Genomic DNA, 24,004 nt, shown 5'->3' on the forward strand with positions numbered 1-24,004 from the left:
CGTTCAGGTCAGGTGTTTTGGAGGCGGGGAATCGGTATCGGGCGCGATGCCGGCAAGCGCCGGCTGCCGCTGCTGGACCGGCGGGGCGATCACGTCGGTCGCGGCGTCCGACTGCACCGGCTGTATGACGGCGACCGAAAAGCAGCCGTGGCAGTGATGGCCGGCCAGCGCCTTGTGGTCGCCATGGCCGGCCGCGCCTTCGTCGAGGATCGAGGCGATCTCCGAGCCGCCGGAGGGGCTGGTCACATCGATGTCATGGGCGCCATGGAGTGCGCCCGAGAGCAGATACAGGACCGCGACCACCACAGCCACGAGCCCGCGCCAGTTGTGCGTCGAGCTCAGTCTGAAGGGCTTGCGGTTCGGGGCCACGAATTCACTCTTGCTGTCGATCCGGCTGGCCTAGCATGGCAGCGGGAACAGTGTCGACCCGCAATAGTGTTACGTGTGGGGAACTCAACGTCGCAGCCGCACGTCTCCGTGCGACTGCGACCGGCTCGCAACATGTGCGAGCTCATTCGGCGGCCTCCCGGACTTGCTCAGATGCGACAACCCCGTCGCCCGCATGCAGCCCAAAACCCTTCACCAGAGCGAAGATGGCGGGGATCACGATCAGCGTCAGCAGCGTCGACGAGATCATGCCGCCGATCATGGGCACGGCGATGCCATGCATGATCTCCGATCCCGTTCCGCTGCTCCACATGATCGGCAGCAGGCCGGCCATGATCGCAACCACCGTCATCATCTTCGGGCGGACGCGCTCGACCGCGCCTTCCATGATGGCCTCATTGAGATCGGCGCGGGTCAGGGCGCGGCCTGCACGCGCGCAGCGCGCCTTGGTCTCGGCAAGGGCCTGGTTGAGATAGATCAGCATCACCACGCCGGTTTCGGCGGCCACGCCCGCGAGCGCGATGAAGCCGACGGCGACCGCGACCGAGAGGTTGAAGCCGAGCCACCACATCAGCCACAAGCCGCCGACGAGCGCGAAGGGCAGGGACAGCATCACGATCATGGTCTCGGTGATGGAGCGGAAGTTGAGATAGAGCAGCAGGAAGATGATCAGCAGCGTCACCGGCACGACGATCTTGAGCCGCGCGGTGGCACGTTCCAGATATTCGTATTGTCCGCTCCAGACCACGTAGTAGCCGGGCGGGAACGCGACGCTCGCCTGCACCGCCGCCCGCGCATCGGCGACATAGCCGCCGAGGTCGCGGTCACGGATGTCGACATAGATGTAGGTGGCGAGCTGCCCGTTCTCGGTCCGGATCGAGGTCGGCCCGCGCGCCGGCGTGACGCTGGCGACCTCGCCGAGCGGGACGGCACCGCCTGATGGCATCGGCACCAGGATGTCGCTGGCGATCGCCTTCGGATTGTCGCGCAGGTCGCGGGGGTAGCGCATGTTGACGGTGAAGCGCTGGCGGCCCTCGACCGTCGTCGTCACCGCCTGGCCGCCGAGCGCGGTGGCGATCGTGTCCTGCACGTCCTGCACCATGATGCCGTAGCGCGACAGCGCCTCGCGGTCCGGCGCGATCTCGAGATAGTAGCCGCCGAGGCTGCGCTCGGCATAGGCCGAGGACGTGCCCGGCACCGCCTTGAGCACCTGCTCGATCTGCCGGGCGAGCTTGTCGATTCCGACCAGATCGGTGCCGATGACCTTGATGCCCACGGGTGTGCGGATGCCGGTCGAGAGCATGTCGATGCGCGCCTTGATCGGCATGGTCCAGGCGTTGGAGACGCCGGGAAACTGCAGCGCCTTGTCCATCTCGGCGATCAGGCTGTCGATGGTCACGCCGGTGCGCCATTGCTCCTTCGGCTTGAGGTCGACGATGGTCTCGAACATCTCCGACGGCGCCGGATCGGTCGCGGTCGCCGCGCGGCCGGCCTTGCCGTAGACCGAGGCGACTTCCGGAAACGAGCGGATGATCCGGTTCTGGGTCTGCATCAGCTCGGCGGCCTTGGTCACGGAAATGCCGGGCAGCGTCGTCGGCATGTAGAGCAGGGTGCCCTCGTTGAGGTTCGGCATGAACTCGGAGCCGAGCCGGCCCGCCGGCCAGATCGAGGCGGCGAGCACGCCGAGCGCGAGCAGGATCACCGGGATCCGCGCCCGCAGCACGCCTGAGATCACCGGCCGGTAGATCCAGATCAGGAGGCGGTTGATCGGGTTCCTGTGCTCCGGAATGATCCTGCCGCGGACGAAGATCACCATCAGCGCCGGCACCAGCGTCACCGACAGCAAGGCTGCCGCCGCCATCGCAAAGGTCTTGGTGAAGGCGAGCGGGCTGAACAGCCGGCCCTCCTGCGATTCCAGCGTGAAGATCGGCATGAACGATACGGTGATGATCAGGAGGCTGAAGAACAGCGCCGGGCCGACCTCGGCGGCGGCCTCGGTCAGGATCGCGACCCTGGATTGGCCGGGCTCGGCGCGCTCGAGATGCTTGTGCGCGTTCTCGATCATGACGATGGCGGCGTCGATCATGGCGCCGATCGCGATCGCGATGCCGCCGAGGCTCATGATGTTGGAGCCGATCCCGAGCAGCTTCATGGCCCCGAAGGCCATGAGAACGCCGACGGGGAGCATCAGGATGGCAACCAGCGCGCTGCGGACATGCAGCAGGAACACGATGCAGACCAGCGCCACCACGATGCTCTCCTCGAGCAGCGTGTGCCGGAGCGTGTCGATCGCGGCCTTGATGAGGTTGGAGCGGTCGTAGACCGGGACGATCTCGACCGATTTCGGCAGGCTGGTCGCGATCTCCTTGAACCGCTTCTTGACGTTCTCGATCACGTCGAGCGCGTTCATGCCGAAGCGCTGCAGCACGATGCCGCTCGCCACCTCGCCCTCGCCGTTGAGCTCGGCGATGCCGCGCCGCTCGTCCGGCCCGAGCTCGACGCGGGCGACGTCGCGCAGCTTGACCGGCGTTCCGTTGTCGGTCTTCAGCACGATGTTGCCGAGATCGTCGACGCTTTTCAGATAGCCCTTGCCGCGAATGACATATTCGAACTCGGAGAGCTCGACGGTGCGGCCGCCGACGTCGGCGTTGCTGGCGCGGATGGCCTCGCGCATCTTCTGCATGGTGATGCCGAGGTCGCGCATGCGCTGCGGATCGAGGACGACGTTGTACTGCCGGACGAAGCCGCCGACGCCGGCAACCTCCGCCACGCCTTCCGCCCTGGCGAGCGCGAACTTCAGATTCCAGTCCTGGATCGTCCGGGTTTCCGCGAGGTTCAGTTCCTTGGACATCACGGCATATTGGTAGACCCAGCCGACACCGGTGGCGTCGGGGCCGATCGTCGGCGTGACCCCGGCCGGCAACCGGGAGGCTGCACCGTTGAGGAATTCGAGCACGCGCGAGCGGGCCCAGTAGATGTCGGTGCCGTCCTCGAAGATGACGTAGACGAAAGAGACGCCGAAGAAGGAGAAGCCGCGCACCACTTTCGACTTCGGCACCGTCAGCATCGCGGTGGTGAGGGGATAGGTGACCTGGTCCTCGATCACCTGGGGCGCCTGCCCCTGGTATTCGGTGTAGACGATGACCTGGGTGTCGGAGAGATCGGGGATGGCATCCAGCGGCAGATGCAGCAGGGCATAAAGGCCGGCAGCGGCGGCAAAGCCGGTGCCGAACAGCACCAGCAGCAGGTTGCGTGCCGACCAGGCGATGATGCGCGCGATCATGGCTTGCCTCCCATCGGGTTGCCGCCTTCGGCGAGCCCCTTGAGGGCCGCCTTGAGGTTGCTCTCGGCGTCGATCAGGAAGTTGGCGGAGGTGACGATGGCGTCGCCCTCGGCAAGGCCGTCGCGGATCTCGACATAACCATCGCCCCGCCGTCCGAGCTTGACTTCGCGCGGCTCGAAGCGGCCCTGTCCCTTGTCGACCAGGACGGCCTGGCGGCTGCCGGTGTCGAGCACCGCGCTTTCGGCGACGCTGAGCACCGGCGTCGGAGTGCCGGTATCGATCTCGGCATCGACATACATGTCGGGAAGCAGCGCGAGGTCGGCGTTGGCGAGCTCGATCCGCAAACGGGCCGTGCGCGTCTCCTTGTTCAGCTGCGGGTAGATGACGCTGATCCGGCCCTTGAACTCGCGGCCGGGATAGCTGCGCGCGCGTACCGTCACGGGCTGGTCGACCGCAATGCCGCCGAGGTCGCGCTCGGCGATGTCGACATTGGCCCACACCAGCGAGATGTCGGCAATGCGGAACAGGATGTCGCCCGGCTGGGCGCGCATGCCGTCGATGGCATTGCGCTGGAGCACGATGCCGTCACGCGGTGACGACCATGGGATGGTGATCGGGACCGAGTGGCTCTTCTCCATCTCGGTGATGACGGGTTCGGGGACGTCGAGATTGACCAGCCGCTGCCGCGAGCCCCGGCCATAGGGCTCGATGCCCGCGGTGGTCTTCGAGGTGATGGTCGCGAGATATTCGGCCGCCGCGGACGACACCGCGGGGCTGTAGATCTCCATCAGCGGCTGCCCCTTGGTCACGCGGCTTCCGGTGGTGACGTCGGCAACCTTCTGCACAAAGCTCTCGGCGCGCATGGCGATCACCGAGATCCGCCGTTCGTCGAGCTGGATCGTGCCGGGCGCGCGCACCAGCGTCCGCAGCCGGCGCAGTTCGGCAGGCTCCGATTTGACGCCGCTGCGCTGGATCTTGCCGGGCGACAGTTTTACCGAGCCATCGTCGCTGTCGTCGCCGTCATAGACGGGGATGTAGTCCATCCCCATCGAATCCTTCTTCGGCACCGGCGAGGTGTCGGGCAGGCCCATCGGGTTGCGGTAGTATTTGATCTTGCGAACGCTCTTTTGCTCAGCCTTATGCTCCGTCGTGGGCTCGGCCGCCGTCATCTCCGCGGGCTGCTCGGACTCGTCGAAGCTGATGTCCGCGCCGGCAGGGACGGCACGATAGTCGCGGCCGTCCTTGGCTTTCTTCGGGGTCAGCGAATAGAGCGGCTTGCCGTCCGGGTCCTGGTAATAGATCGGGGCAGCCGTATCCGCAGCATTTGCCGCGGATACGATGGCGCCCTCATGCGGCTGCTGTCGCAGCAGCCCCGCGAGCGGCATGACGCCTGCCGCTGCGAGGATCATAGCGGCAGCACCGATGTGGAGGCGGCGGGTCATTTCTCGGCCGTGACGAGGAGCTTGTTCTCGACCGTTCCGGTTTCGCCCTGCACCTTGGCGCCGAGCGAAAGCTGCCAGCGCCCGGCCATGCCGAAGGTCGCCTTGAACCGATAGGTGCCGGGCTCGGTGCCCGACATCGCGGTGACCTTGGTGGCCATCTCCTGCATGCCGTCGGGCGCCATGTCGAGCCGGCTGGCAAAGATCACCGCGTCGGGCACCGCCTTGCCGGTGGTCTTGTCGACCAGTCGCACCGCCACGACGCGATCGGCGCCGGCCTTGACGGTCGGCTGCACCAGCTGGAATTCGTAGTTCTTGATCTCGGCGCGCGCGGCAGTCGCGAACGCTGCGGTGATGAGCGCGGCCAGAGCGGCGCGCGCGAGGTTGGACGTTGTCATGATTTCAATTCCTCGATGGGTCTGATGGAGCCGCACGCAACGACGTGTTGCGAGACGGCAGGCAGCGATGCGCGCCGGTTCCGGCGCGCATGTTCACCAGGCGCTCGGGGCGCCTGTCAGACGATCGATCGAGGTGGGTGGTCCGGAGGCGGGCGGGCGAGGCCGTCGACGATGGCATCATCGAGCGGCCGAAGCAGAGCGAGGGCGCGCGCATAGCGGGTTGCCGTCATGACGGCGGGCCCCGCCTGCAACACCTTCAACATGCAGATCGCGAGGAGAGGGCAGTCCTGGCACTGCTTGCTGTTCGGCTCGTCGGGGCAGCAGGGCATGTCGGCCGACATGCCTTGCGCATCGGTCATCTGCATGTCGCTCGCCATCGCTGGCCCCGCCGCCGGCGTCACCAGCGGCGCAACCGTCAGCCCCGCGGTCACGAGGACCGCGAGCAGGAGCCTGAGGATGCGACGAGCAATCATGGTGCCACACTCTCACGCGGGGGAGACGCTGGAAAGTCCTCCGGTTCACAAATGCGCGAGCCAGGCGCCCTGTGGTTAACTTGTCTCAAACGGGTCAACCAATGGCTTCCTTGCCAACAAAACGCATGAACGGCGTCCGACCGGCCGGTCCAAACAGCACGATGGTATAAGGCTGGGGGTCCCCACCTTCCATTCCCGGCGACCCTATGGGCATGCCGGGCACAGCGAGCCCCGTAGCCTTCGGGCGTTCGGCCAGCAACCGCTGCACCGCCGACGCCGGGACGTGTCCCTCAATGATGTAGCCGCCCACCTCTGCCGTATGGCACGCCGCTAGATCGAGTGGGACGCCCAGGCGCCTCCGCACGCTCGGGAGGTCAGAAGCATCCTCCGCTTCGACGGTGAACCCTGCGTCGCGCAAGTGTTGTACCCAACCAGAGCAACAGCCGCAGTTCGGATCCTTGTGAACCTTGATCACCGGTTCAGCAGCTAAAGCAGGGCGCGTCACCACTCCGAGTGTTGCGGCAGCGATCAACCCCAGAAGGGATCGTCGCGCAAAACGGTGTGCGTCCTTTTTGGCGCTTCCTGCATGGTCGCTTGGAATCATCAGACGTGTCTCCGTTGCGGTGAATTCGAACGCGAGGGATCGCGGAGCACCATGCTATTGCGCGATCCCACGCCGGACAAAGCGAATATAGGCCGCTCAAAGAACTAGCGGGACTTGGGTCCCCCCTGATAGCGCCCGCCGGATGCGCCGACGGTCGGTGCAGTCGCAGGCTGCGCGCGAGATCCGGCATCATAGGCGAACGCGGAGCTCAGGTCGCGTTGCGAGATACCTGCGCTGGATTGTGTGGCTTGCCTGGCCTCGCTCGGCCAGTAGCTCCTGTCGGAAATGGTAGAGCCCGCATGGGCGCTGGCCGACACGGCCACGAGAAGCGTGAGTGCGAGTAGGCTCTTCGTCAACATAGTTCCGGCTCCATCATTTTTGCGGAAGCGCCTCTGTTGCGCTTCTACTGAGGAGTTCGGAGCCGTCCGTCCGACGGTTACAAGCTCACGCCGACGTGAGATCTGTTACCAGCGCAGCAGCCGCGGCCCCAGTATCGCGCCTGCGAGCGTACACAGCACGATCGTGCCGCCATACCAGAGCGCGACAAAGGGCAGCGAGTCGTCGGTACAGTGAAGTGCATAGGCGATCGCACTGATCCCGCCTGCGACAAGCCCGCTGAAGGCGCCTGTGCGAACCAGACTGGTTGGGGCCGCCCTTCGCACTGCCCAAATAACGACGGCAAAGGGAACGACCGCAATGACCGGGATGGAAACGAGGCATTCGAGCCAGTCATTCCCCATCACCATCTTGTCCCAATGGGAGCTGGGCGCCTGTCCCAGGCTGATGCCGGCAAGCAGCAGGATCGCCAAAAATGGCAGCGCGGCGAGACCTGAGGATACTCTTCGCTCGCCTCCGGGACGTGCCAGCCGCGCCAGATAGACAGATGCCGCGCCCACCGTGCCGATCGCGAACAGGAGTTTCAGGAACAGGAAAATCACGGCGCGAGGTGTGGCCAGGTCCGCGCGGAGGCCGAGCGCAACGAGCGTCACACCTATCGCAACGGCGGTTCCTACCGCGAGCGCAATGCCTACGCCGCGGTTGACCAGCCGGCGGTTGACCGGTTCGACGTTCATGCTGAGTGCAGTGATCAGTTCGTCCGTCTTCATGATTGCGTCCTCTGTGCGATCAGCGCCGCCAACGCCTTCAACCCGCGATGAATGTTGACCTTCACCCCAGACTCCGAAATACGGCAGCGCAGTGCCGCTTCGGCTACGCTCAATCCGTCCAATTTCACGGCCTCGATGGCGCATCGCATCTTTTCGGGCAGGCGCATTAGCAGGCGCCTGACATCAAAGCTGCTCTCTGCGCCGAGGTGATCGTCATTCGCCGTGACTTCGTGCGCTTCATCGATCGGCACGTCGGCGACGGATGCCCGGTTCCGGCGCAAAAAATCGATCAGCTTGTAGCGTGCGATCGCATATACCCAGGGCGTTAACGGCTCCTCCGGATCGTAGGTGTGTCGCTGGAGGTGGATCGCCAGCACGGCCTCCTGAACCAGATCCTCGGCTTCCGTTGTACCTCGGCCTATTCTTACGAGCTTGCCCTTGTAATAGGCGCGCAAATGGCGGCTTAACCGCTCCAACAGCACCCGATGCGCAGCCCCATCGCCGTCCTGGCTGGCAAGCATCAGTGCCTTCAGCTCTATTTCTGGAGACGTCATACCCACTTGGCTTTAGTTCGGTCGTATTGCCGACCCGGTTACAGTCAGTTCGAAAGATTCTCATTTTCCGGCTCCAAGGGAAACGGTGCGAAGGGGCCGATCGAGGAGGGCGCAACGCGGGTCGGATGGCTTCGTTCGAAGGGGCTAGAGGCCCAGGCAATTGTGAAACATGCCTGGAAGTCGCCATCGGGGCGGGCTGATGGTAAGATGGCACGCGGAGAGGAGCCTGGAATGCCCGAAGAGACTTGCTGCTCGCACGACGCGTGCTGCGGGGAAGCCGTTAAACCCCGGGTGGAGGAGGTCGCCACGTCAGGCTGCGCCGACTGCTGCTCGGCAGGCGTTCCGGTCTTCGACGGGCTCGATCCACGATACAAGCGCGTGCTGTGGACCGTCATCGCCATCAATGCGACGATGTTCGTGAGCGAAATGGCGGCGGGCCACTTGGCCGGCTCGCAGGCTCTCAAGGCCGATGCCCTCGACTTCCTCGCCGATACCGTCACCTACGGCCTGAGCCTTTCGGTGATCGGTGCGAGCATCAGGACGCGCGCAACTGCCGCGCTGTTCAAGGGCCTGTCGCTCAGCGCCATGGCCGCCTGGGTGTTCGGGTCGACGGTCTACCAGACCCTCGTCCTGGGGCTGCCCCGCGCAGAGGTGATGGGAGCGATGAGCCTGGCCGCACTGGCGGCTAACTTGACCTCGGTTCTCCTGCTCGCGCGCTACAAGGACGGTGACGCCAATGTCCGGTCGGTATGGCTCTGCTCGCGCAATGACGCCATTGGCAACGTCATCGTGATGGTTGCTGCCATTGGCGTGTTCGGCACCGCGACGGCTTGGCCCGATCTGGCTGTCGCCGCGGTGATGGCAGGAATCTTCCTCACCTCATCGCTGCAAATCCTGCGGCAAGCGTGGGCGGAGTATCGCGGCGGGCAAGCTGCTGCGACGGCCTGAGGCCGGACGGACGAACAGGTGAGCCGCGACGGAACTTGAACCCAGCGCAAGCTACGCCTTCTCCTCCCAGATCATGGCGAGGTGGACGATGGTCTGCACCGCCTTCTCCATGTCCTGCCGGCTGACCCATTCGAGGCGCGAGTGGAAGGCGTGTTCGCCGGCGAAGATATTGGGGCAGGGCAGGCCCATGAAGGACAGGCGGGAGCCGTCGGTGCCGCCGCGGATGGCCGTGCGCATCGGGCGCAGGCCGGCTCGGCGGATCGCCTCGATGGCGTATTCGAGCACGTGCGGGTGACGGTCGATCACCTGCTTCATGTTGCGGTACTGCTCCCTGACCTCGAAGCTATAGGTCGAGCGCGGATAGTCCTTCATCACGTCCTTGACGATGCCCTCGAGCAGCGCCTCCTTCTCCTTCAGCCCTTCCTCGGTGAAGTCGCGGACGATGAAGGAGAGGCTCGCCTGCTCCAGCGCGCCGTCGATGCCGATCGGATGCAGAAAGCCCTGCTTGCCTGAGGTGGTCTCGGGCGAGCAGCCCTCCTTCGGCAGCCGATCGACGATGGCGGCCGCGATCTTGATCGCGTGCTCCATCTTGCCCTTGGCGTAGCCGGGATGGGCGCTGACGCCGTTGATCGTGATGGTGGCACCATCAGCCGAGAAGGTCTCGTCCTCGACCGAGCCCGCGCTCTCGCCGTCCATGGTGTAGCCGAAATCGGCACCGAGCTTGTTCAGATCGACATTGTCGACGCCGCGGCCGATCTCCTCGTCCGGCGTGAACAGGATCTTGATGGTGCCGTGCTTCACATCAGGGTTGTTGATGAAGAAATGCGCGGCATCCATGATCTCGGCGACGCCGGCCTTGTTGTCGGCGCCCAGCAGCGTGGTGCCGTCGGTGGTGATGATGTCGTTGCCGATCTGGTTCTTCAGCGCCGGATGCTCGGCGAAGCGGATCACCTGGCTGGTGTCGCCCGGCAGCACGATGTCGCCGCCGCGATAGTTCTTCACCATCTGCGGCTTGACGTCCTTGCCCGTGACGTCGGGCGAGGTGTCCATGTGCGAGCAGAAGCAGATCACCGGCACCTTCTTGGTCGTGTTGGCCGGGATGGTGCCATAGACATAGCCGTAATCGTCGAGATGGGCGTCGGCGACGCCCATGGCCTTCAGCTCGGCGGCGAGCACGCGGCCGAGATCCTTCTGCTTCTCGGTCGAGGGCGAGCGAGGGGATTCCGGATCGGACTGGGTGTCGATGGTGACGTAGCGCAGGAAGCGCTCGGTCACGGTGTGCGAAAAGGTGAGGGAGGACATTTCTGGTCAAACCGCCGGGGCTTTTGGGAGCAGGTCTTGGGGAAGCAGGCGGTATATCAGAAAAGCGGGCCGTGATGCGGCCGGAACGAGCTCGGATCAGCCTTAATGGAATGTAAGCGCTAGATCGCCTCTTTGAGTTCCTTGACCGGGCGGAACGCGACCTTCTTGCTCGCCTTGATGTGAATGGCTTCGCCGGTGGAGGGATTGCGGCCGGTGCGGGCGGCGCGCTTGCGGACCTGGAGGATGCCGAGCCCCACGATGCGGACCCGGTCACCCTTCTTCAGGTGCTTGGTGATCAGATCGACCATGTCGGTCAGGACGGCCTCGGCGTGCTTCTTGGACAGGTCCTGGCTCTCGGCGATATCGGCGGCGAGGTGCTTGAGCGTGATGGTGGCGGGAGCAACTGCCTTCTTTGCCGAATCCTTCTTTGCCGAATCCTTTTTTGCCATGTCTGGCCTCCTCAATGACAGGGAAGCCCCGGAAAAGCCGGAAAAGCATGGGGATCCCTTCTTAAGTCCTGGAAGGCGTAGACGATTCGGACGCGGGCTGACTATGCCACGGGTTCCCGACTTCGCGGACAAGGCCGCGAAAGGCGTCGAGAAGTTCGGACTAAGGCTATGAAGGGATTGCCAAAATGGCGCGAGAGACGGGGCTCGAACCCGCGACCTCCGGCGTGACAGGCCGGCGCTCTAACCAACTGAGCTACTCCCGCGTGGCTCGCTGAAAGCGCGCGGAACGAGGGGGGACTTAAAGGCGGGGCTTGGTGAAGTCAAGGACGTTGCGCTTCGCCAGCACATCTCGGCTAAGCATTGCTCTGGAAAACGAAAAAGGCCGCCCGGAGGCGGCCTCTGGTTAGCCCGGAGCAGGGCTTATCAGCGAATCTCCGACGTGCCCGCGCTGGTGATCGCCACCGGCTTGCCGGCCTTGATCACCTGACTGGACTGGGCGGTCTGGCCGTAATCGGCATTGGTACGGGCCGCGATCCCGAATCCGGCCACCACAATGCCGGCCACCAGCGCCACCACCACGATCTTCAGGTGGGTCGCACGATCAGCAGAGTGAATTGAGTGGTTCATGTGAGCCTCCCGACGGGCTTTGCCGCCGTCTATGGGCTCTTCTTCTAAGGGCCATCTGTTTCCGGATGGTTTCGCGGGTTCCGCAAAATGGTTTCATCTGCCCGCCCGGCTGGTTTCGCCGGGCGGTGGCGCGGGGCCCGCTTTCAGGCCGCGGCCCGGCCGATATCGTTCCGGATCGAGCGGGCGGCCCAGACGAACAGGAGCGCGCCGAGCGTGGTCGTGACCGCCGCCGAGAGCAGCGAATAGCGCACCGCTTCCGCGCCATAGCTGCCCTTCAGGGCATCGTTGACCATCCCTACGGCGAGCGGGCCGACACCCTGGCCGAAGCAGGTGGCTGTCAGCGCGATCAGCGCGGAGGCCAGCGCGCGCATGCTGGGTTTTGCCACGGTCTGCGCGATCGCGAAGATCGGGCCGAGATGAAAGCCGACCAGGAACGAGGTCAGCGCCAGCATCGCCACCATCATCGCGAAATCCTGCGTCAGCATGCAGAGCGCGAACACCGGTCCGGCGAGGCCTGAGGTGATCGCGGGCGCCCACAGTTTCCAGCGGTCGTCGCGGCGGCTGATTTGCGCCACCACGAAGCCGCCGAGCAGGGTGCCCGCCATGCCGGCGAGGCCCTTGAAGGTGCCGGCATAGGTGCCGATCTCGGCGCTCGACAAATGGTGCACGCGGGCCAGGAACGGCGGGATCCAGGCCGCGGTCGCATAGTTGGTGTAGGTGGTGAGGCAGAAGCCGATCAGCACGATGATGAAGCTCTGCTGGGACGCGAGGAAGCGCAGCGTCGGGCCGAGCGGCTCGGGCACAAAACTCTCCTGCATGGCGCCGCGCTTCGGCTCGGAGATCGTCAGCCACAGGACAGCCGCGAGCAGGATGCCGGGCAGGCCGGCGACGTAGAAGGCCATCCGCCAGCCATAATGCTGGTTGACGTAGCCGCCGACGAAATAGCCGAGGAAGACGCCGAGATAGGTGCCGATGGCGTAGATGCCGAGCGCGCGCGGTCGCTCGTTCTTGGCGAAGAGATCGGCGACGATCGACTGCGAGGCCGGGGATCCCGCGGATTCGCCGATGCCGACGCCGATGCGTGCCAGCGCCAGCGAGGTCAGGCTGGTGGCCGCGCCGCACAGAGCCGTCATCGCACTCCAGAACGCGAAGGCGACGGCGACGATGTTGCGCCGGTTCAGCCGGTCGGCGACGCGCGCGATGGGAATGCCGAGCAGGGAATAGAACAGCGCGAAGCCGAACCCTGCGAGCAGGCCCATCATGGTGTCGCTGAGGGCGAACTCCTTCTTGATCGGCTCGATCAGGACGTTGAAGATCGTGCGGTCGAGGAAGTTCAGCGCGTAGATGACGGTGAGCAGCCCCAGCACGTAGTAGCGCCGCGCGGAGGGCTTTGCCGCCGCAGCCGTTTGCACCGACACTTGTGACGTTACATCGACCATCGCTTCCCCCAATTTGTCTTTGTTGTCGTTGTCGGTCCAGCCCTGTGGGCTGGTGGCTCAGCCTTCGCGGATGTAATTCCCCGCTTCGAACTCGACCGGCGGCGTGCTCGCATCAAAGGACACGCCGATCGGATCGCGGCCCGCGGCGAGCGCGTCGAGCTGGTCGCTCAGCATGCGCCGGATCATCAGGATGCCGCGGTCGCTCTGGCCGAAATGCTCCTCGGAGTGAACCGTCACCTCGCCCTGGCCGACCTGGGCCTCATAGTCGCCCGGGAATTGCTGGTGCTCTTCCTCGCTCATGTCCCACCAGAATTTTCCGTTGAACTTCGAGCGCATGCGGCTGATCTCGCCGGGAGCCTTGACGCGGCCGGCGACATAGATGCGGAACGAGCTGTCGTCGATCGGCAACACCCAGCCGATCGATTCGACGCGGGCGAACTGCGCGACCCGCGGGTTCGGCACCACGCGCAGCGTCGGCAGCGCTGCCTCGCTGACGCGATAAAACACCTTGCCGTCGTCCTGCTTGCGCTCGGAGCGCACGAGCACGCCGCGCGGCGATTTCTCGAATTTCACCTCCGGGATCGACGCCATCATGTTGGTGAATTGCGGGCCCGAGAACGAGCCGTGCAGCACCGGCACGTGGTAGGGGTCGACCACGTTCTCGAAATGCTGGAGCCAGTTGCAGGGGATGATCGCGGGACCGCCGCCGCCGATCGAGGAATCGTCGGCCTCGACCAGCTCGCCGTCATCCATCTTTTCCAGGCACTCATAGCGCGGCAGCACCGGGCGCTTCTCGGCCGGGCCCATATAGGCGAAGATCAGCCCGTAGCGTTCCTCGACCGGATACCAGGGCTGGCGGATCTTGTCCTTGAACTGGCCGCCATCGGGCTCGCAGGGCTGCTCCAGGCAGTGGCCTTCGGTGTCGAACTTCCAGCCGTGATAGCAGCAGCGGATGCCGTCCTCCTCGACCTTTCCGTAATAGAGCGTGGTGCCGCGGTGGCAGCAGCGGGCGTGCAGGAGCCCGGCGCGCCCATGCTTGTCGCGGAACAGCACCAGGTCCTCGCCCAGCGCGCGCACCTTCTTCGGCGTGTCGGTGGCATCGCTGGTGAGCCCGACCGGATGCCAGTAGCGGCGCAGCAGTTCGCCCATCGGCGTGCCGCGCACGACCGAGGTGAGCTCGGTACGCGTGTGCGCCGGCTTCATCGCATAGGCCGTGCCGAGATCACGATCCCGCTGGGTGATGGTCATGCTGCTCCTCCCGCTGTCGGCCGTGCTGGCCGGGCCTTTTTGATGTCTTGGCCGCAGTGAAAGTTAATTCGATGACATTGTCAACGATCTTCTAAATGCCTCTTAATCGCATTTGAGGAGAAGGGCTGGCCGCAGCGGGCTCAGGCTTGGCAGGGCCGGGCTTTCTTGGCAGAGGTGGACGATGAACCAGACACCGAGCAGGGACGGGTGGACGGCCCCCGAGCCGGGCGAGAGCGAGCCGGCGCCGATCACCGCGATGCTGTCCTCGCGGCTGATGGTGCTCGCCAATCTGCTCAAGCGCGGCGCCATCCTGCGCTACAAGCGCCTCACCGGATTGTCCTCCGTCGAGTTCGGTCTCGTCGCCTCGCTCGGCCGGCGTCCGCCGATGAGCGTGGCGCGGCTCGCCGAGGCCGTCGGCCAGGACAAGGGGCAGATCAGCCGCGCTCTGGCCAATCTGGTGTCGCGCAAGCTGATCGCGAAATCGGCAAATCCGAAAGATAGCCGAGAGGTGCTGATCTCGCTCACCGCGGCGGGCCTCGCCGCGCATGATGCGATCGTCGAAGGCGCGCAGGAGCGCAACCGCCGCCTGCTGGAACATCTGAGCCCAGCCGAGTTCGACATGCTGCTGCAGCAGGTCGATCAGCTCACGGCGATCGCCGCCGAGATGCTCGAGAGCGAGAAGAATTCGCGCTGACGTTCCCGATCGTGCCCGGGAACAATGGATCGATTCTAAGAGTCGCTCTAAGAAGCTTTCAATTAGGGAAATCGAGCGCCCTCACATAAGCGTCACCATCAGGCGCATGCCGTGCCGGGACACGGCATGACGCATCAAACATGCAGCTTTGGGGTGGCGCGTTGAACAGTCTTGGAATGCTGCGGTCGGCCGTGTTGGCGACCGCATCCGCTTGGGTTTTGGTGCCGCAGGCATCGCTCGCACAATCGTCCACGCAGAGCGGCGCGCAGAACCTGCCGTCCGTGACCGTCACCGCACCGGAAGCGCGCCGCCGCGCACCCGCCTCCGCCGCGCGCAGCGCGCCACGGCGATCGGTGCAGGCCGCGAACAGAAGCAAGCCGCAGCCCCAGCGCAATGCCGGCTTCGTCGAGACGCCGCGCGGCCCGGTGCGCGGCTACGTCGCCGGCCGCAGCTCGTCCGGCACCAAGACCGACACGCCGATCATGGAGACACCGCAATCGGTGTCCGTCATCGGCGCGGAGCAGATCCGCGACCAGAAGCCGAACAAGCTCGACGAGGTGCTGCGCTATACCGCCGGCGTGCGGGCAGGGACCTTTGGTGCGGATACGCGCAACGACTGGTGGCTGATCCGCGGCTTCAAGTCCGACGATATCGGCCTGTTTCTCGACGGCATGCAGCTGTTCTACACGTCCTATGCGAGCTGGAAGCTCCAGCCGTTCAACATGGAGCGCGTCGAGGTGCTGCGCGGTCCGTCGGCGGTGCTTTACGGCGGATCGAGCCCGAGCGGCATCGTCAACGTCATCAGCAAGATGCCGCCGGCCGAGCCGATCCGCTACGTCGAGACCGGCGTCAACAATTTCGGCAATGCCTATGTCGGTTTCGATTTCGGCGGTCCGGTCGCGACGCAGCCTCAGGACGGCAAGCTGTTCTACCGCGTCGTCGGTCAGGTTCAGAACGGCCCGACGCAGGTCAACTTCACGCCCGACAACAATTACTTCATCGCTCCGTCATTCACCTGGAAGCCGGATGCCGACACCACCTTCACGGTGCTGGCGTCGGCCTCCAAGCAGGACACGCGTGGAATCAACTTCCTGCCTTACCAGGGCACGGTGACCAGCGCGCCGTTCGGCAAGATCTCGACCAGCTTCTTCGCCGGCGATCCCAGCGTCGACAAGTTCACGCGCGAGCAGGAGATGCTCGGCTATCAGTTCGAGCGCAATCTGACCGACGACCTGACGTTCCGGCAGAATGCGCGGTTCGCACATGTCGACGTGACCTATCGCGGCTACGTGGCCAGCGGCTACACCAGCGCGGCGACCGGCGATCTCTTCCGTTACAATTGGTATGCAAAGGATACGGCCAATCAGGCCAATCTCGACAATCAGTTGGAGTATCGCTTCAACACCGGACCGGTAAGGCACACGATGCTGTTCGGCGTCGACCTGAAGGGCTACCAGATCGACGACTATCAGGCTTTCAACTTCTTCGGCGTGCCGTCGATCAACGTCCTAAATCCAGCATATGGTGTCGGCGACATTCCGATCACGGGCGCGCCGTTCCGCAATTTCCAGATCACGCAGAAGCAGGCCGGCACCTATCTCCAGGACCAGATGAAGCTCGGCAACTTCACGCTGGTCTTGAGCGGCCGCAACGACTGGGTCGAGACGACCCAGGCCGCCCGAGACACCGGCGCCGTCGTCGGCCAGCGTGACGACAGCAAGTTCAGCGGGCGTGCCGGACTGATCTACAATTGCGACAACGGAATTGCGCCCTACGTCTCCTATGCGACGAGCTACAATCCGATCATCGGCCTCAATGCGACGAACCAGTTGTTCCTGCCGGAGACCGGCCAGCAGGCCGAGATCGGCGTGAAGGTCGCGCCGAAGGGTTTCGATGGCTACTTCACCGCCTCGGTTTTCGACCTGAAGCGGCAGAACGTGGCGTCCACCGCGCCGGGCGCGATCGTCACGTTGCAGAACCAGACCGCAGAGGTCACCTCGCGCGGCATCGAGCTCGAAGCGGTGGCCAATGCCACGAAGGAGCTGAAGCTGATCGGCGCCTTCACCGCCTATCATCTCTTCAACAGCAAGGATATCGACCCCTCGGTGATCGGCAAGACGCCGACCAACACGCCCGAGATGCTGGTGTCGGGCTGGGCCGACTACACCTTCAAGGACGGACCGCTTGAGGGCTTCGGCTTCGGCGGCGGCGTCCGCTATATCGGCTCCTCCTGGGCCGACATCGCCAACACCCTCGAAGTTCCCGCGGTGGTGCTCGGCGATCTCACGGTCCATTACGAATGGCAGAACTGGCGCACGGCACTCAATGTGATCAACGTGACCGACAAGATCTATGTCGCGAGCTGCGCCTCGGACGGGGCCTGCTTCTACGGCGACCGCCGGCGCGTCACCGCCAGCGTCTCCTACAAATGGTGAAGCAAGGGATGAGGAGAGGCGGGGGCAGCATCGAGCGCCCCTGATCTCGATCATCCCGAGGCTCTACCGACCGGACGACCGCTGATCTCCCATCGGGAGATCGATGAGCTCCCGGGCCATGCCCCCCGGCCCGAAGCTCATGCGAGCGCGGCGCGTGCGACGGCCCAGCAAGTCGCCGCCGCGCTCGCGGTCGCTCCGGATCGGATGCTGTCCTGACGCATTCGCCGGACGAGGTGCGGTCCCGTCATGATGCATGGCTGACCAGCCGCGCCTGCGGATACGGATATTGCCGCGCATGTCCTGCCTGCGCCCGCGACCTTCACCGGCCCTCCGTTGCGCCAACCGGCCGGGTCAGTATGTCGCCCGAGTGACGGAAAGGGCCGTCACGGCCGTTATTGCCTGGGTCTGGGTGCGCTGCCGCACGAAAAACCCGAGAATTTTGACCGGACGCTGTGTCGCAAATCGCGGTCCTGGTCCGCGCCCCACAATCTCAGAACAAGCCACCGTGCAAAACTGTGGTCACCCTTGCTGGTCTGGGCGATCTGCTCCATACCAACCGCGGGGTGATTCCGGGATTTCCACCGTTCTGGGGGCGGCAAAGGGCCTGAAAAGAGCGTGTCTTGCGCCCATTGGTGCACTGCGCTAAGGCTCAGAATAATTCCAAATCGGGACGAATCCGCGGCTCCCCCGACGTCGCGGGAAAAAGGGCTCGTCAATGAGCGGCATTCTACAGAACTATCTTCCACTCGTCGTCTTTATAGGGGTAGCGGGCCTCATCGGCCTCGTGCTGCTGATCGCGCCGTTCATCGTGGCGTTCCAGCAGCCGGACCCGGAAAAGCTGTCGGCGTATGAGTGCGGTTTCAACGCCTTCGACGACGCGCGAATGAAGTTCGACGTCCGCTTCTATCTGGTCGCCATCCTCTTCATCATCTTCGACCTCGAGGTGGCGTTCCTGTTTCCCTGGGCGGTGGCGTTCGGCAAGCTTGGCGCGACCGGCTTCTGGTCCATGGTGGTGTTCCTCGCCGTGCTGACGGTCGGGTTCGCCTATGAATGGAAGAAAGGGGCACTGGAATGGGATTGAACCCTGCACCGTCCGCCGGTCCGGTCGTTGCACCGGCCCCAAAGGGCATTCTGGATCCGTCGACCGGCAAGCCGGTCGGGGCCAATGATCCGTTCTTCCTCGAGGTCAACTCCGAGCTGTCCGACAAGGGCTTCTTCGTGGCCGCGACCGACGATCTCATCACCTGGGCCCGTACCGGCTCGCTGATGTGGATGACGTTCGGTCTCGCCTGCTGCGCCGTCGAGATGATGCAGGTGTCGATGCCGCGCTACGACGTCGAGCGCTTCGGCTTCGCCCCGCGTGCCTCGCCGCGCCAGTCCGACGTGATGATCGTCGCGGGCACGCTGACCAACAAGATGGCGCCCGCGCTGCGCAAGGTCTACGACCAGATGCCCGAGCCGCGCTACGTCATCTCGATGGGCTCCTGCGCCAATGGCGGCGGCTACTACCACTATTCCTACTCGGTCGTGCGCGGCTGCGACCGCATCGTGCCGATCGACATCTACGTGCCGGGCTGCCCGCCCACGGCGGAAGCGCTGCTCTACGGCGTGCTGCTGCTGCAGAAGAAGATCCGCCGCACCGGCACCATCGAACGCTAAGGTTTTACGTCATGGACGACGCCAAGCTCGACGCACTGGGGCAGACGATCGTTAGCGCGCTTCCGGGCGCCGCCACCGGTCACACGGTGGCCTTCAACCAGCTCACAGTTGATGTCGAGGCCAGCAAGATCGTCGAGGTGGTCAAGTACCTCCGCGACGATCCGAACTGCCGTTTCGTCAACTTCACCGACATCACGGCTGCGGACTATCCGTCGCGCGAAAAGCGCTTCGACGTGATCTATCACTTCCTGTCACCCACCCTGAACACGCGCATCCGCCTCAAGGCCCAGGCCGACGAGACCACCCAGGTGCCGTCGCTGATCGAGGTGTTCCCGGGCGCCGACTGGTTCGAGCGCGAGGCCTACGACCTCTACGGCGTGTTCTTCGTCGGCCATCCCGACATGCGCCGCATCCTCACCGATTACGGTTTCGAGGGCCATCCGCTGCGCAAGGATTTCCCGCTTACCGGCTTCGTCGAGGTCCGCTACGACGACCAGGAGAAGCGGGTGGTGTACGAGCCTGTCCGGCTCAACCAGGAATTCCGCAAGTTTGATTTCTTGTCGCCGTGGGAAGGCGCGGACTATCCGCTGCCTGGCGACGAAAAGGCGGGGCCGAAGGTCTGATCATGAATGAACAACCTGAGAACCTCAGAAACTTTACCATCAACTTCGGCCCGCAACACCCTGCGGCGCACGGCGTGCTGCGCCTGGTGCTGGAGCTGGACGGTGAGGTGGTCGCCCGCGTCGACCCGCATATCGGCCTGCTTCACCGCGGCACCGAAAAGCTGATCGAGCAGAAGACCTATCTCCAGGCGATCCCTTATTTCGACCGCCTCGACTACGTCGCGCCGATGAACCAGGAGCATGCCTTCTGCCTCGCCGCTGAAAAGCTGCTGGGCATCGAGGTGCCGCGCCGCGGCCAGCTCATCCGCGTGCTCTATTGCGAGATCGGCCGCATCCTGTCGCATCTGCTCAACGTCACCACGCAGGCGATGGACGTCGGCGCGCTCACCCCGCCGCTGTGGGGCTTCGAAGAGCGCGAGAAGCTGATGGTGTTCTACGAGCGCGCCTCGGGCAGCCGCATGCATGCAGCCTTCTTCCGCGTCGGCGGCGTGCATCAGGACCTGCCGCAGAAGCTGGTCGACGACATCGAGGCCTGGTGCGATCCGTTCCTGAAGGTCGTGGACGACCTCGACCGGCTGCTCACCGCCAACCGCATCTTCAAGCAGCGCAACGTCGACATCGGCGTGGTGCCGCTGAAGGAAGCCTGGGAGTGGGGTTTTTCGGGCGTGATGGTGCGCGGCTCGGGCGCGGCCTGGGACCTGCGCAAGTCGCAGCCCTATGAATGCTACGCCGAGATGGATTTCGACATTCCGATCGGCAAGAACGGCGACTGCTACGACCGCTATCTGATCCGCATGGAAGAGATGCGCCAGGCCGTGCGCATCATGAAGCAGTGCATCCAGAAGCTGAATGCGCCGGATGGCAAGGGCCCCGTCGTCGTCGAGGACAACAAGGTCGCGCCGCCGCGCCGCGGCGAGATGAAGCGCTCGATGGAAGCGCTGATCCACCACTTCAAGCTCTACACCGAAGGCGTCCACGTGCCGGCCGGCGAAGTCTATGCCGCGGTCGAAGCGCCCAAGGGCGAGTTCGGCGTCTACCTGATCTCTGACGGCACCAACAAGCCGTACAAGTGCAAGATCCGCGCGCCGGGCTTTGCCCATCTGCAGGCGATGGACCACATCTGCCGCGGCCATCTGCTCGCGGACGTCTCGGCGATCCTGGGCTCGCTCGACATCGTGTTCGGAGAGGTCGATCGGTGATGGCGCAGGCGCCAATCCAGTTTGACCGCGCCTCGGGGGCCCTTGAAGGGGCCAACCTGTGGGAGCGGACGGCTGCCTTGGCGCTGGTGACGGGATCGAAGATCTCCTCGCACTTCTCGCACATGGGCTACATTGCCTGCGCCAATCTGTTGGCGAAGACGCTGCCCAAGCGCAACATTGCGATCAAGCTCAACCCCGACGCCGTGTTCGAATTTCCCTACGGCGACGGCTACTGGAGCAAGCTGCTCAACCGCTCGTACAATTATGAGGACGAGCTCGAGGTGCTGTTCGCCGACTCCGTCGACGTCGACTACACGCTGCTCGATTGCGGCGCCAATTACGGCTACTGGTCGGTGCTGGTGTCGAGCAAGCCGTTCGGCTCGCACAAGGCGATCGCGATCGAGCCGTCGGGCCAGAACTATCCGAAGCTCGCCAACAACGCCCGCGTGAATGGCAACCGCTTCGAGACCATGAAGTGCGCCATCGGCGCCGCCCGCGGCACGGCGCGTCTCTCCGGCACCAAGCACGAGGCCTTCAGCATCGCGGGTGACGCATCGGCAGGTGGGGAAGAGGTGCCGGTCCTGGCACTCGACAACCTGATTGACGACGGAAAGATCGCCGCCAGCGGCAAGTACCTGATCAAGCTCGACGTCGAGGGCGTCGAGATCGAGGCGATCAAGGGCGGCGCCCGGCTGCTCCAGGCCGACAGCGTCATCATGTGCGAGGAGCACGGCAGCGACCGCTCCCATGCCGTGTCGCGCTACATCCTCGAACAGACCCCGCTGAAGCTGATCGTGTTCGATCCGCGCAGCAACCGGATGGAGACCGTGACCGAGTTGTCGATCCTCGATCGCATCAAGGTCTCGACCCATGTCGGCTACAACGTTTTCGGCACCGCAAGCGCGTTCTGGCAGGACAGGATCGAATCCCTGAATGCCAAAACCGCGCGCCGCATGCAGTGAGAGATTGAAGAGATGTCCGTTCGCCGATTAGCACCGAAGGAAGTCCAGCCCGCGAGCTTTGCGTTCACGGAGGAGAACCTCGCATTCGCCAAGCAGCAGATCGCGAAATATCCGGCCGGCCGGCAAGCCTCCGCCGTCATCGCCATCCTCTGGCGGGCGCAGGAGCAGCACGACGGTTGGGTCTCGGAAGCCGCGATCCGCGTTATCGCCGACATGCTCGACATGCCCTACATCCGCGTGCTCGAGGTCGCGACCTTCTACACGATGTTCCAGCTCGCACCCGTGGGCAAGAAGGCCCACGTCCAGGTTTGCGGCACCACGCCGTGCCGCCTGCGCGGCGCCGAGGATCTGATCCACGTCTGCGAGCACCGCATCCATCACGAGCCCTTCCATCTCTCCAAGGACGGCAATTTCAGCTGGGAGGAGGTCGAGTGCCTGGGGGCCTGCGTGAACGCGCCGATGGTGCTGATCGGCAAGGACACCTATGAGGACCTGACCAAGGAAAGCTTCGGCAAGGTGCTCGACGGCTTTGCTTCGGGCAATCCGCCCAAGCCCGGCCCGCAGAACGGCCGCCAGTTCTCGGCGCCGATCACCGGGCCGACCACGCTGAAGGAGATCACCTGATGCGTGATCTCTCGCAGCCTTCGGTGGAGGGGAGCGGTGCCATGAAGAAGTGGGGCTTCATCGCGATGCATGCCGCCGTGGCGGCTGCCTTCATCTTTCTCCTGCAACGCTTCAGCCTGAACGCGTCGCTGGAATCCAGCCTGCTCTGGGCGTTGACCTTTGCCGTCTGCGCCGCCGGACTTGCCTACAAGCAGTCCAATCGTTGATCGGAAAGCACTGATATGCTCGAGGACAAGGACCGCATCTTCAAGAACCTCTACGGCCTCCACGACTGGGGGCTCGAGGGTGCGCGGCGCCGCGGCGCCTGGGATGGTACGAAGAATATCATCGACAAGGGCCGCGACTGGATCATCAACGAGATGAAGGCGTCGGGCCTGCGCGGCCGCGGCGGCGCCGGCTTCCCGACCGGTCTGAAATGGTCCTTCATGCCGAAGGAATCGACCGACGGCCGGCCGAGCTATCTCGTCGTCAACGCCGACGAGTCCGAGCCCGGCACCTGCAAGGATCGCGAGATCATGCGGCATGATCCGCATCTCCTGATCGAGGGCTGCCTGATCGCGAGCTGCGCGATGAATGCGCATGCCTGCTACATCTATGTCCGCGGCGAGTTCATCCGCGAGCGCGAGCATCTGCAGGCCGCGATCGACCAGGCCTATGAGGCCAAGCTGGTCGGCAAGGACAACGTCAACGGCTGGCCGTTCGACATCTACGTCGCGCACGGCGCCGGCGCTTACATCTGCGGCGAGGAGACCGCGCTGCTCGAAAGCCTCGAAGGCAAGAAGGGCCAGCCGCGCCTGAAGCCGCCGTTCCCGGCCAACGTCGGCCTGTTCGGCTGCCCGACCACCGTCAACAACGTCGAGTCGATCGCGGTTGCGCCGGACATTCTCCGTCGCGGCGCCGCCTGGTTCGCCGGCATCGGCCGTCCGAACAATGTCGGCACCAAGCTCTTCTGCATCTCCGGGCATGTCGAGCGGCCCTGCAACGTCGAAGAGGCCATGGGCATTCCGTTCCGTGAGCTGATCGACAAGCATTGCGGCGGCATCCGCGGCGGCTGGGACAACCTCAAGGCCGTGATCCCCGGCGGCTCGTCGGTGCGCATGGTGCCGGCCGAGCAGATCATCGACACGCCGATGGATTTCGACAGCCTGAGCAAGCTGCGCTCGGGCCTCGGCACCGCGGCCGTGATCGTGATGGACAAGTCCACCGACCTGATCCGCGCCATCGCCCGCATCTCGTATTTCTACAAGCACGAGAGCTGCGGCCAGTGCACGCCGTGCCGCGAAGGCACCGGCTGGATGTGGCGCGTGCTGACCCGCATGGCCGAAGGCCGCGCCCACAAGCGCGAGATCGACATGCTGCTCGAAGTCACCAAGCAGGTCGAAGGCCACACCATCTGCGCGCTCGGCGACGCGGCGGCCTGGCCGATCCAGGGCCTGATCGCGCATTTCCGTCACGAGATCGAAGCGCGCATCGACCAGTATTCGCATAAGGCCGACATCGACGATGCCGGCGTCCGCGATCCCGTGAACATGGTCGCGGCGGAGTAAGAGA

The 24,004-nt window shown here is 64.6% G+C and carries 24 protein-coding genes and 1 tRNA gene; 11 read left to right on the forward strand and 14 right to left on the reverse strand.

From position 1 onward, the window contains the following. Nucleotides 1–3 precede the first annotated feature (3 nt). The 8 genes from JQ603_RS01290 to JQ603_RS01325 all read right to left on the reverse strand — a co-directional run bounded on the left by JQ603_RS01290 (nt 4) and on the right by JQ603_RS01325 (nt 8,244). On the reverse strand, nt 4–369 hold the full coding sequence (locus JQ603_RS01290; protein WP_212335970.1) for a hypothetical protein: 366 nt from the start codon (nt 367–369) through the stop codon (nt 4–6). Nucleotides 370–511: 142 nt separating this feature from the next. Then, nucleotides 512–3,670, reverse strand: a complete 3,159-nt coding sequence (locus tag JQ603_RS01295) for an efflux RND transporter permease subunit (RefSeq protein WP_212335971.1) — start codon at nt 3,668–3,670, stop codon at nt 512–514. Then, a complete protein-coding gene (locus tag JQ603_RS01300) occupies nt 3,667–5,112 on the reverse strand; it encodes an efflux RND transporter periplasmic adaptor subunit (RefSeq protein WP_212335972.1) in 1,446 nt (481 codons plus the stop codon). Before JQ603_RS01300 ends, JQ603_RS01295 begins: the two co-directional genes overlap by 4 nt. Further along, on the reverse strand, nt 5,109–5,507 hold the full coding sequence (locus tag JQ603_RS01305) for a FixH family protein (protein WP_212335973.1): 399 nt from the start codon (nt 5,505–5,507) through the stop codon (nt 5,109–5,111). The genes JQ603_RS01300 and JQ603_RS01305 overlap by 4 nt, the downstream gene beginning before the upstream one ends. Nucleotides 5,508–5,623: 116 nt before the next feature. Then, a complete protein-coding gene (locus JQ603_RS01310) occupies nt 5,624–5,980 on the reverse strand; it encodes a hypothetical protein (RefSeq protein WP_212335974.1) in 357 nt (118 codons plus the stop codon). A gap of 94 nt (nt 5,981–6,074) precedes the next feature. Continuing rightward, entirely contained in the window at nt 6,075–6,584 is a 510-nt protein-coding gene (locus JQ603_RS37910) for a DUF411 domain-containing protein (RefSeq protein WP_245003341.1), read from the reverse strand. Nucleotides 6,585–7,048: 464 nt separating this feature from the next. Further along, entirely contained in the window at nt 7,049–7,690 is a 642-nt protein-coding gene (locus tag JQ603_RS01320) for an NrsF family protein (RefSeq protein ID WP_212335975.1), read from the reverse strand. Then, complete coding sequence (locus JQ603_RS01325; RefSeq protein ID WP_212335976.1) at nt 7,687–8,244, reverse strand: sigma-70 family RNA polymerase sigma factor; 558 nt, start codon at nt 8,242–8,244, stop codon at nt 7,687–7,689. Before JQ603_RS01325 ends, JQ603_RS01320 begins: the two co-directional genes overlap by 4 nt. 231 nt (nt 8,245–8,475) lie before the next feature. Here JQ603_RS01325 and JQ603_RS01330 point away from each other — a divergent pair, with 231 nt between their 5' ends. Beyond that, a complete protein-coding gene (locus JQ603_RS01330) occupies nt 8,476–9,192 on the forward strand; it encodes a cation transporter (protein WP_212335977.1) in 717 nt (238 codons plus the stop codon). Nucleotides 9,193–9,243: 51 nt separating this feature from the next. Here JQ603_RS01330 and pepT read toward each other — a convergent pair whose 3' ends face one another. From pepT to JQ603_RS01360, 6 genes are all read right to left on the reverse strand, one after another. Beyond that, nucleotides 9,244–10,494, reverse strand: a complete 1,251-nt coding sequence (gene pepT / locus JQ603_RS01335) for a peptidase T (RefSeq protein WP_212335978.1) — start codon at nt 10,492–10,494, stop codon at nt 9,244–9,246. A 119-nt stretch (nt 10,495–10,613) separates the two neighbouring features. Beyond that, the gene (locus JQ603_RS01340) at nt 10,614–10,943 is read right to left on the reverse strand and encodes an HU family DNA-binding protein (protein WP_212335979.1); all 330 of its coding nucleotides are present in this window, start codon (nt 10,941–10,943) and stop codon (nt 10,614–10,616) included. Nucleotides 10,944–11,129: 186 nt separating this feature from the next. Further along, nucleotides 11,130–11,206 (reverse strand) — tRNA-Asp (locus JQ603_RS01345). A 160-nt stretch (nt 11,207–11,366) separates the two neighbouring features. Next, complete coding sequence (locus JQ603_RS01350) at nt 11,367–11,570, reverse strand: hypothetical protein (protein ID WP_212335980.1); 204 nt, start codon at nt 11,568–11,570, stop codon at nt 11,367–11,369. Nucleotides 11,571–11,713: 143 nt separating this feature from the next. Then, entirely contained in the window at nt 11,714–13,009 is a 1,296-nt protein-coding gene (locus tag JQ603_RS01355; protein ID WP_212335981.1) for a spinster family MFS transporter, read from the reverse strand. Between the two features lie 57 nt (nt 13,010–13,066). Beyond that, nucleotides 13,067–14,257 (reverse strand): aromatic ring-hydroxylating dioxygenase subunit alpha, encoded by a 1,191-nt coding sequence (locus JQ603_RS01360; RefSeq protein WP_212335982.1) that lies wholly within the window; start codon nt 14,255–14,257, stop codon nt 13,067–13,069. 181 nt (nt 14,258–14,438) lie between these two features. Here JQ603_RS01360 and JQ603_RS01365 point away from each other — a divergent pair, with 181 nt between their 5' ends. The 10 genes from JQ603_RS01365 to nuoF all read left to right on the forward strand — a co-directional run bounded on the left by JQ603_RS01365 (nt 14,439) and on the right by nuoF (nt 24,000). Then, the gene (locus tag JQ603_RS01365; RefSeq protein ID WP_212335983.1) at nt 14,439–14,951 is read left to right on the forward strand and encodes a MarR family winged helix-turn-helix transcriptional regulator; all 513 of its coding nucleotides are present in this window, start codon (nt 14,439–14,441) and stop codon (nt 14,949–14,951) included. 176 nt (nt 14,952–15,127) lie between these two features. Further along, nucleotides 15,128–17,386, forward strand: a complete 2,259-nt coding sequence (locus JQ603_RS01370; protein ID WP_212335984.1) for a TonB-dependent siderophore receptor — start codon at nt 15,128–15,130, stop codon at nt 17,384–17,386. Between the two features lie 715 nt (nt 17,387–18,101). Beyond that, nucleotides 18,102–18,467 carry an NADH-quinone oxidoreductase subunit A gene (locus JQ603_RS01375; RefSeq protein ID WP_008136158.1) on the forward strand — a complete coding sequence of 122 codons (366 nt, stop codon included), beginning with the start codon at nt 18,102–18,104 and terminating at the stop codon, nt 18,465–18,467. Then, nucleotides 18,464–19,045 carry a NuoB/complex I 20 kDa subunit family protein gene (locus JQ603_RS01380; protein ID WP_371740171.1) on the forward strand — a complete coding sequence of 194 codons (582 nt, stop codon included), beginning with the start codon at nt 18,464–18,466 and terminating at the stop codon, nt 19,043–19,045. Before JQ603_RS01375 ends, JQ603_RS01380 begins: the two co-directional genes overlap by 4 nt. Nucleotides 19,046–19,056: 11 nt before the next feature. Next, nucleotides 19,057–19,668: an NADH-quinone oxidoreductase subunit C gene (locus JQ603_RS01385; protein ID WP_212335985.1), complete on the forward strand. Its 612-nt coding sequence runs from the start codon at nt 19,057–19,059 to the stop codon at nt 19,666–19,668. A gap of 2 nt (nt 19,669–19,670) precedes the next feature. Continuing rightward, nucleotides 19,671–20,867 (forward strand): NADH-quinone oxidoreductase subunit D, encoded by a 1,197-nt coding sequence (locus JQ603_RS01390; RefSeq protein WP_212335986.1) that lies wholly within the window; start codon nt 19,671–19,673, stop codon nt 20,865–20,867. Then, on the forward strand, nt 20,867–21,829 hold the full coding sequence (locus tag JQ603_RS01395; protein WP_212335987.1) for an FkbM family methyltransferase: 963 nt from the start codon (nt 20,867–20,869) through the stop codon (nt 21,827–21,829). Before JQ603_RS01390 ends, JQ603_RS01395 begins: the two co-directional genes overlap by 1 nt. A gap of 12 nt (nt 21,830–21,841) precedes the next feature. After that, nucleotides 21,842–22,453: an NADH-quinone oxidoreductase subunit NuoE gene (gene nuoE, locus JQ603_RS01400; protein ID WP_011087680.1), complete on the forward strand. Its 612-nt coding sequence runs from the start codon at nt 21,842–21,844 to the stop codon at nt 22,451–22,453. Further along, nucleotides 22,453–22,659, forward strand: a complete 207-nt coding sequence (locus JQ603_RS01405; protein WP_212335988.1) for a hypothetical protein — start codon at nt 22,453–22,455, stop codon at nt 22,657–22,659. Before nuoE ends, JQ603_RS01405 begins: the two co-directional genes overlap by 1 nt. Before the next feature lie 15 nt (nt 22,660–22,674). Next, a complete protein-coding gene (gene nuoF / locus JQ603_RS01410; RefSeq protein WP_212335989.1) occupies nt 22,675–24,000 on the forward strand; it encodes an NADH-quinone oxidoreductase subunit NuoF in 1,326 nt (441 codons plus the stop codon). The last annotated feature ends 4 nt before the right edge of the window (nt 24,001–24,004 follow it).

Origin of the sequence: Bradyrhizobium liaoningense (genome assembly GCF_018130825.1) — a bacterium.
GTDB lineage: Bacteria > Pseudomonadota > Alphaproteobacteria > Rhizobiales > Xanthobacteraceae > Bradyrhizobium > Bradyrhizobium liaoningense_B.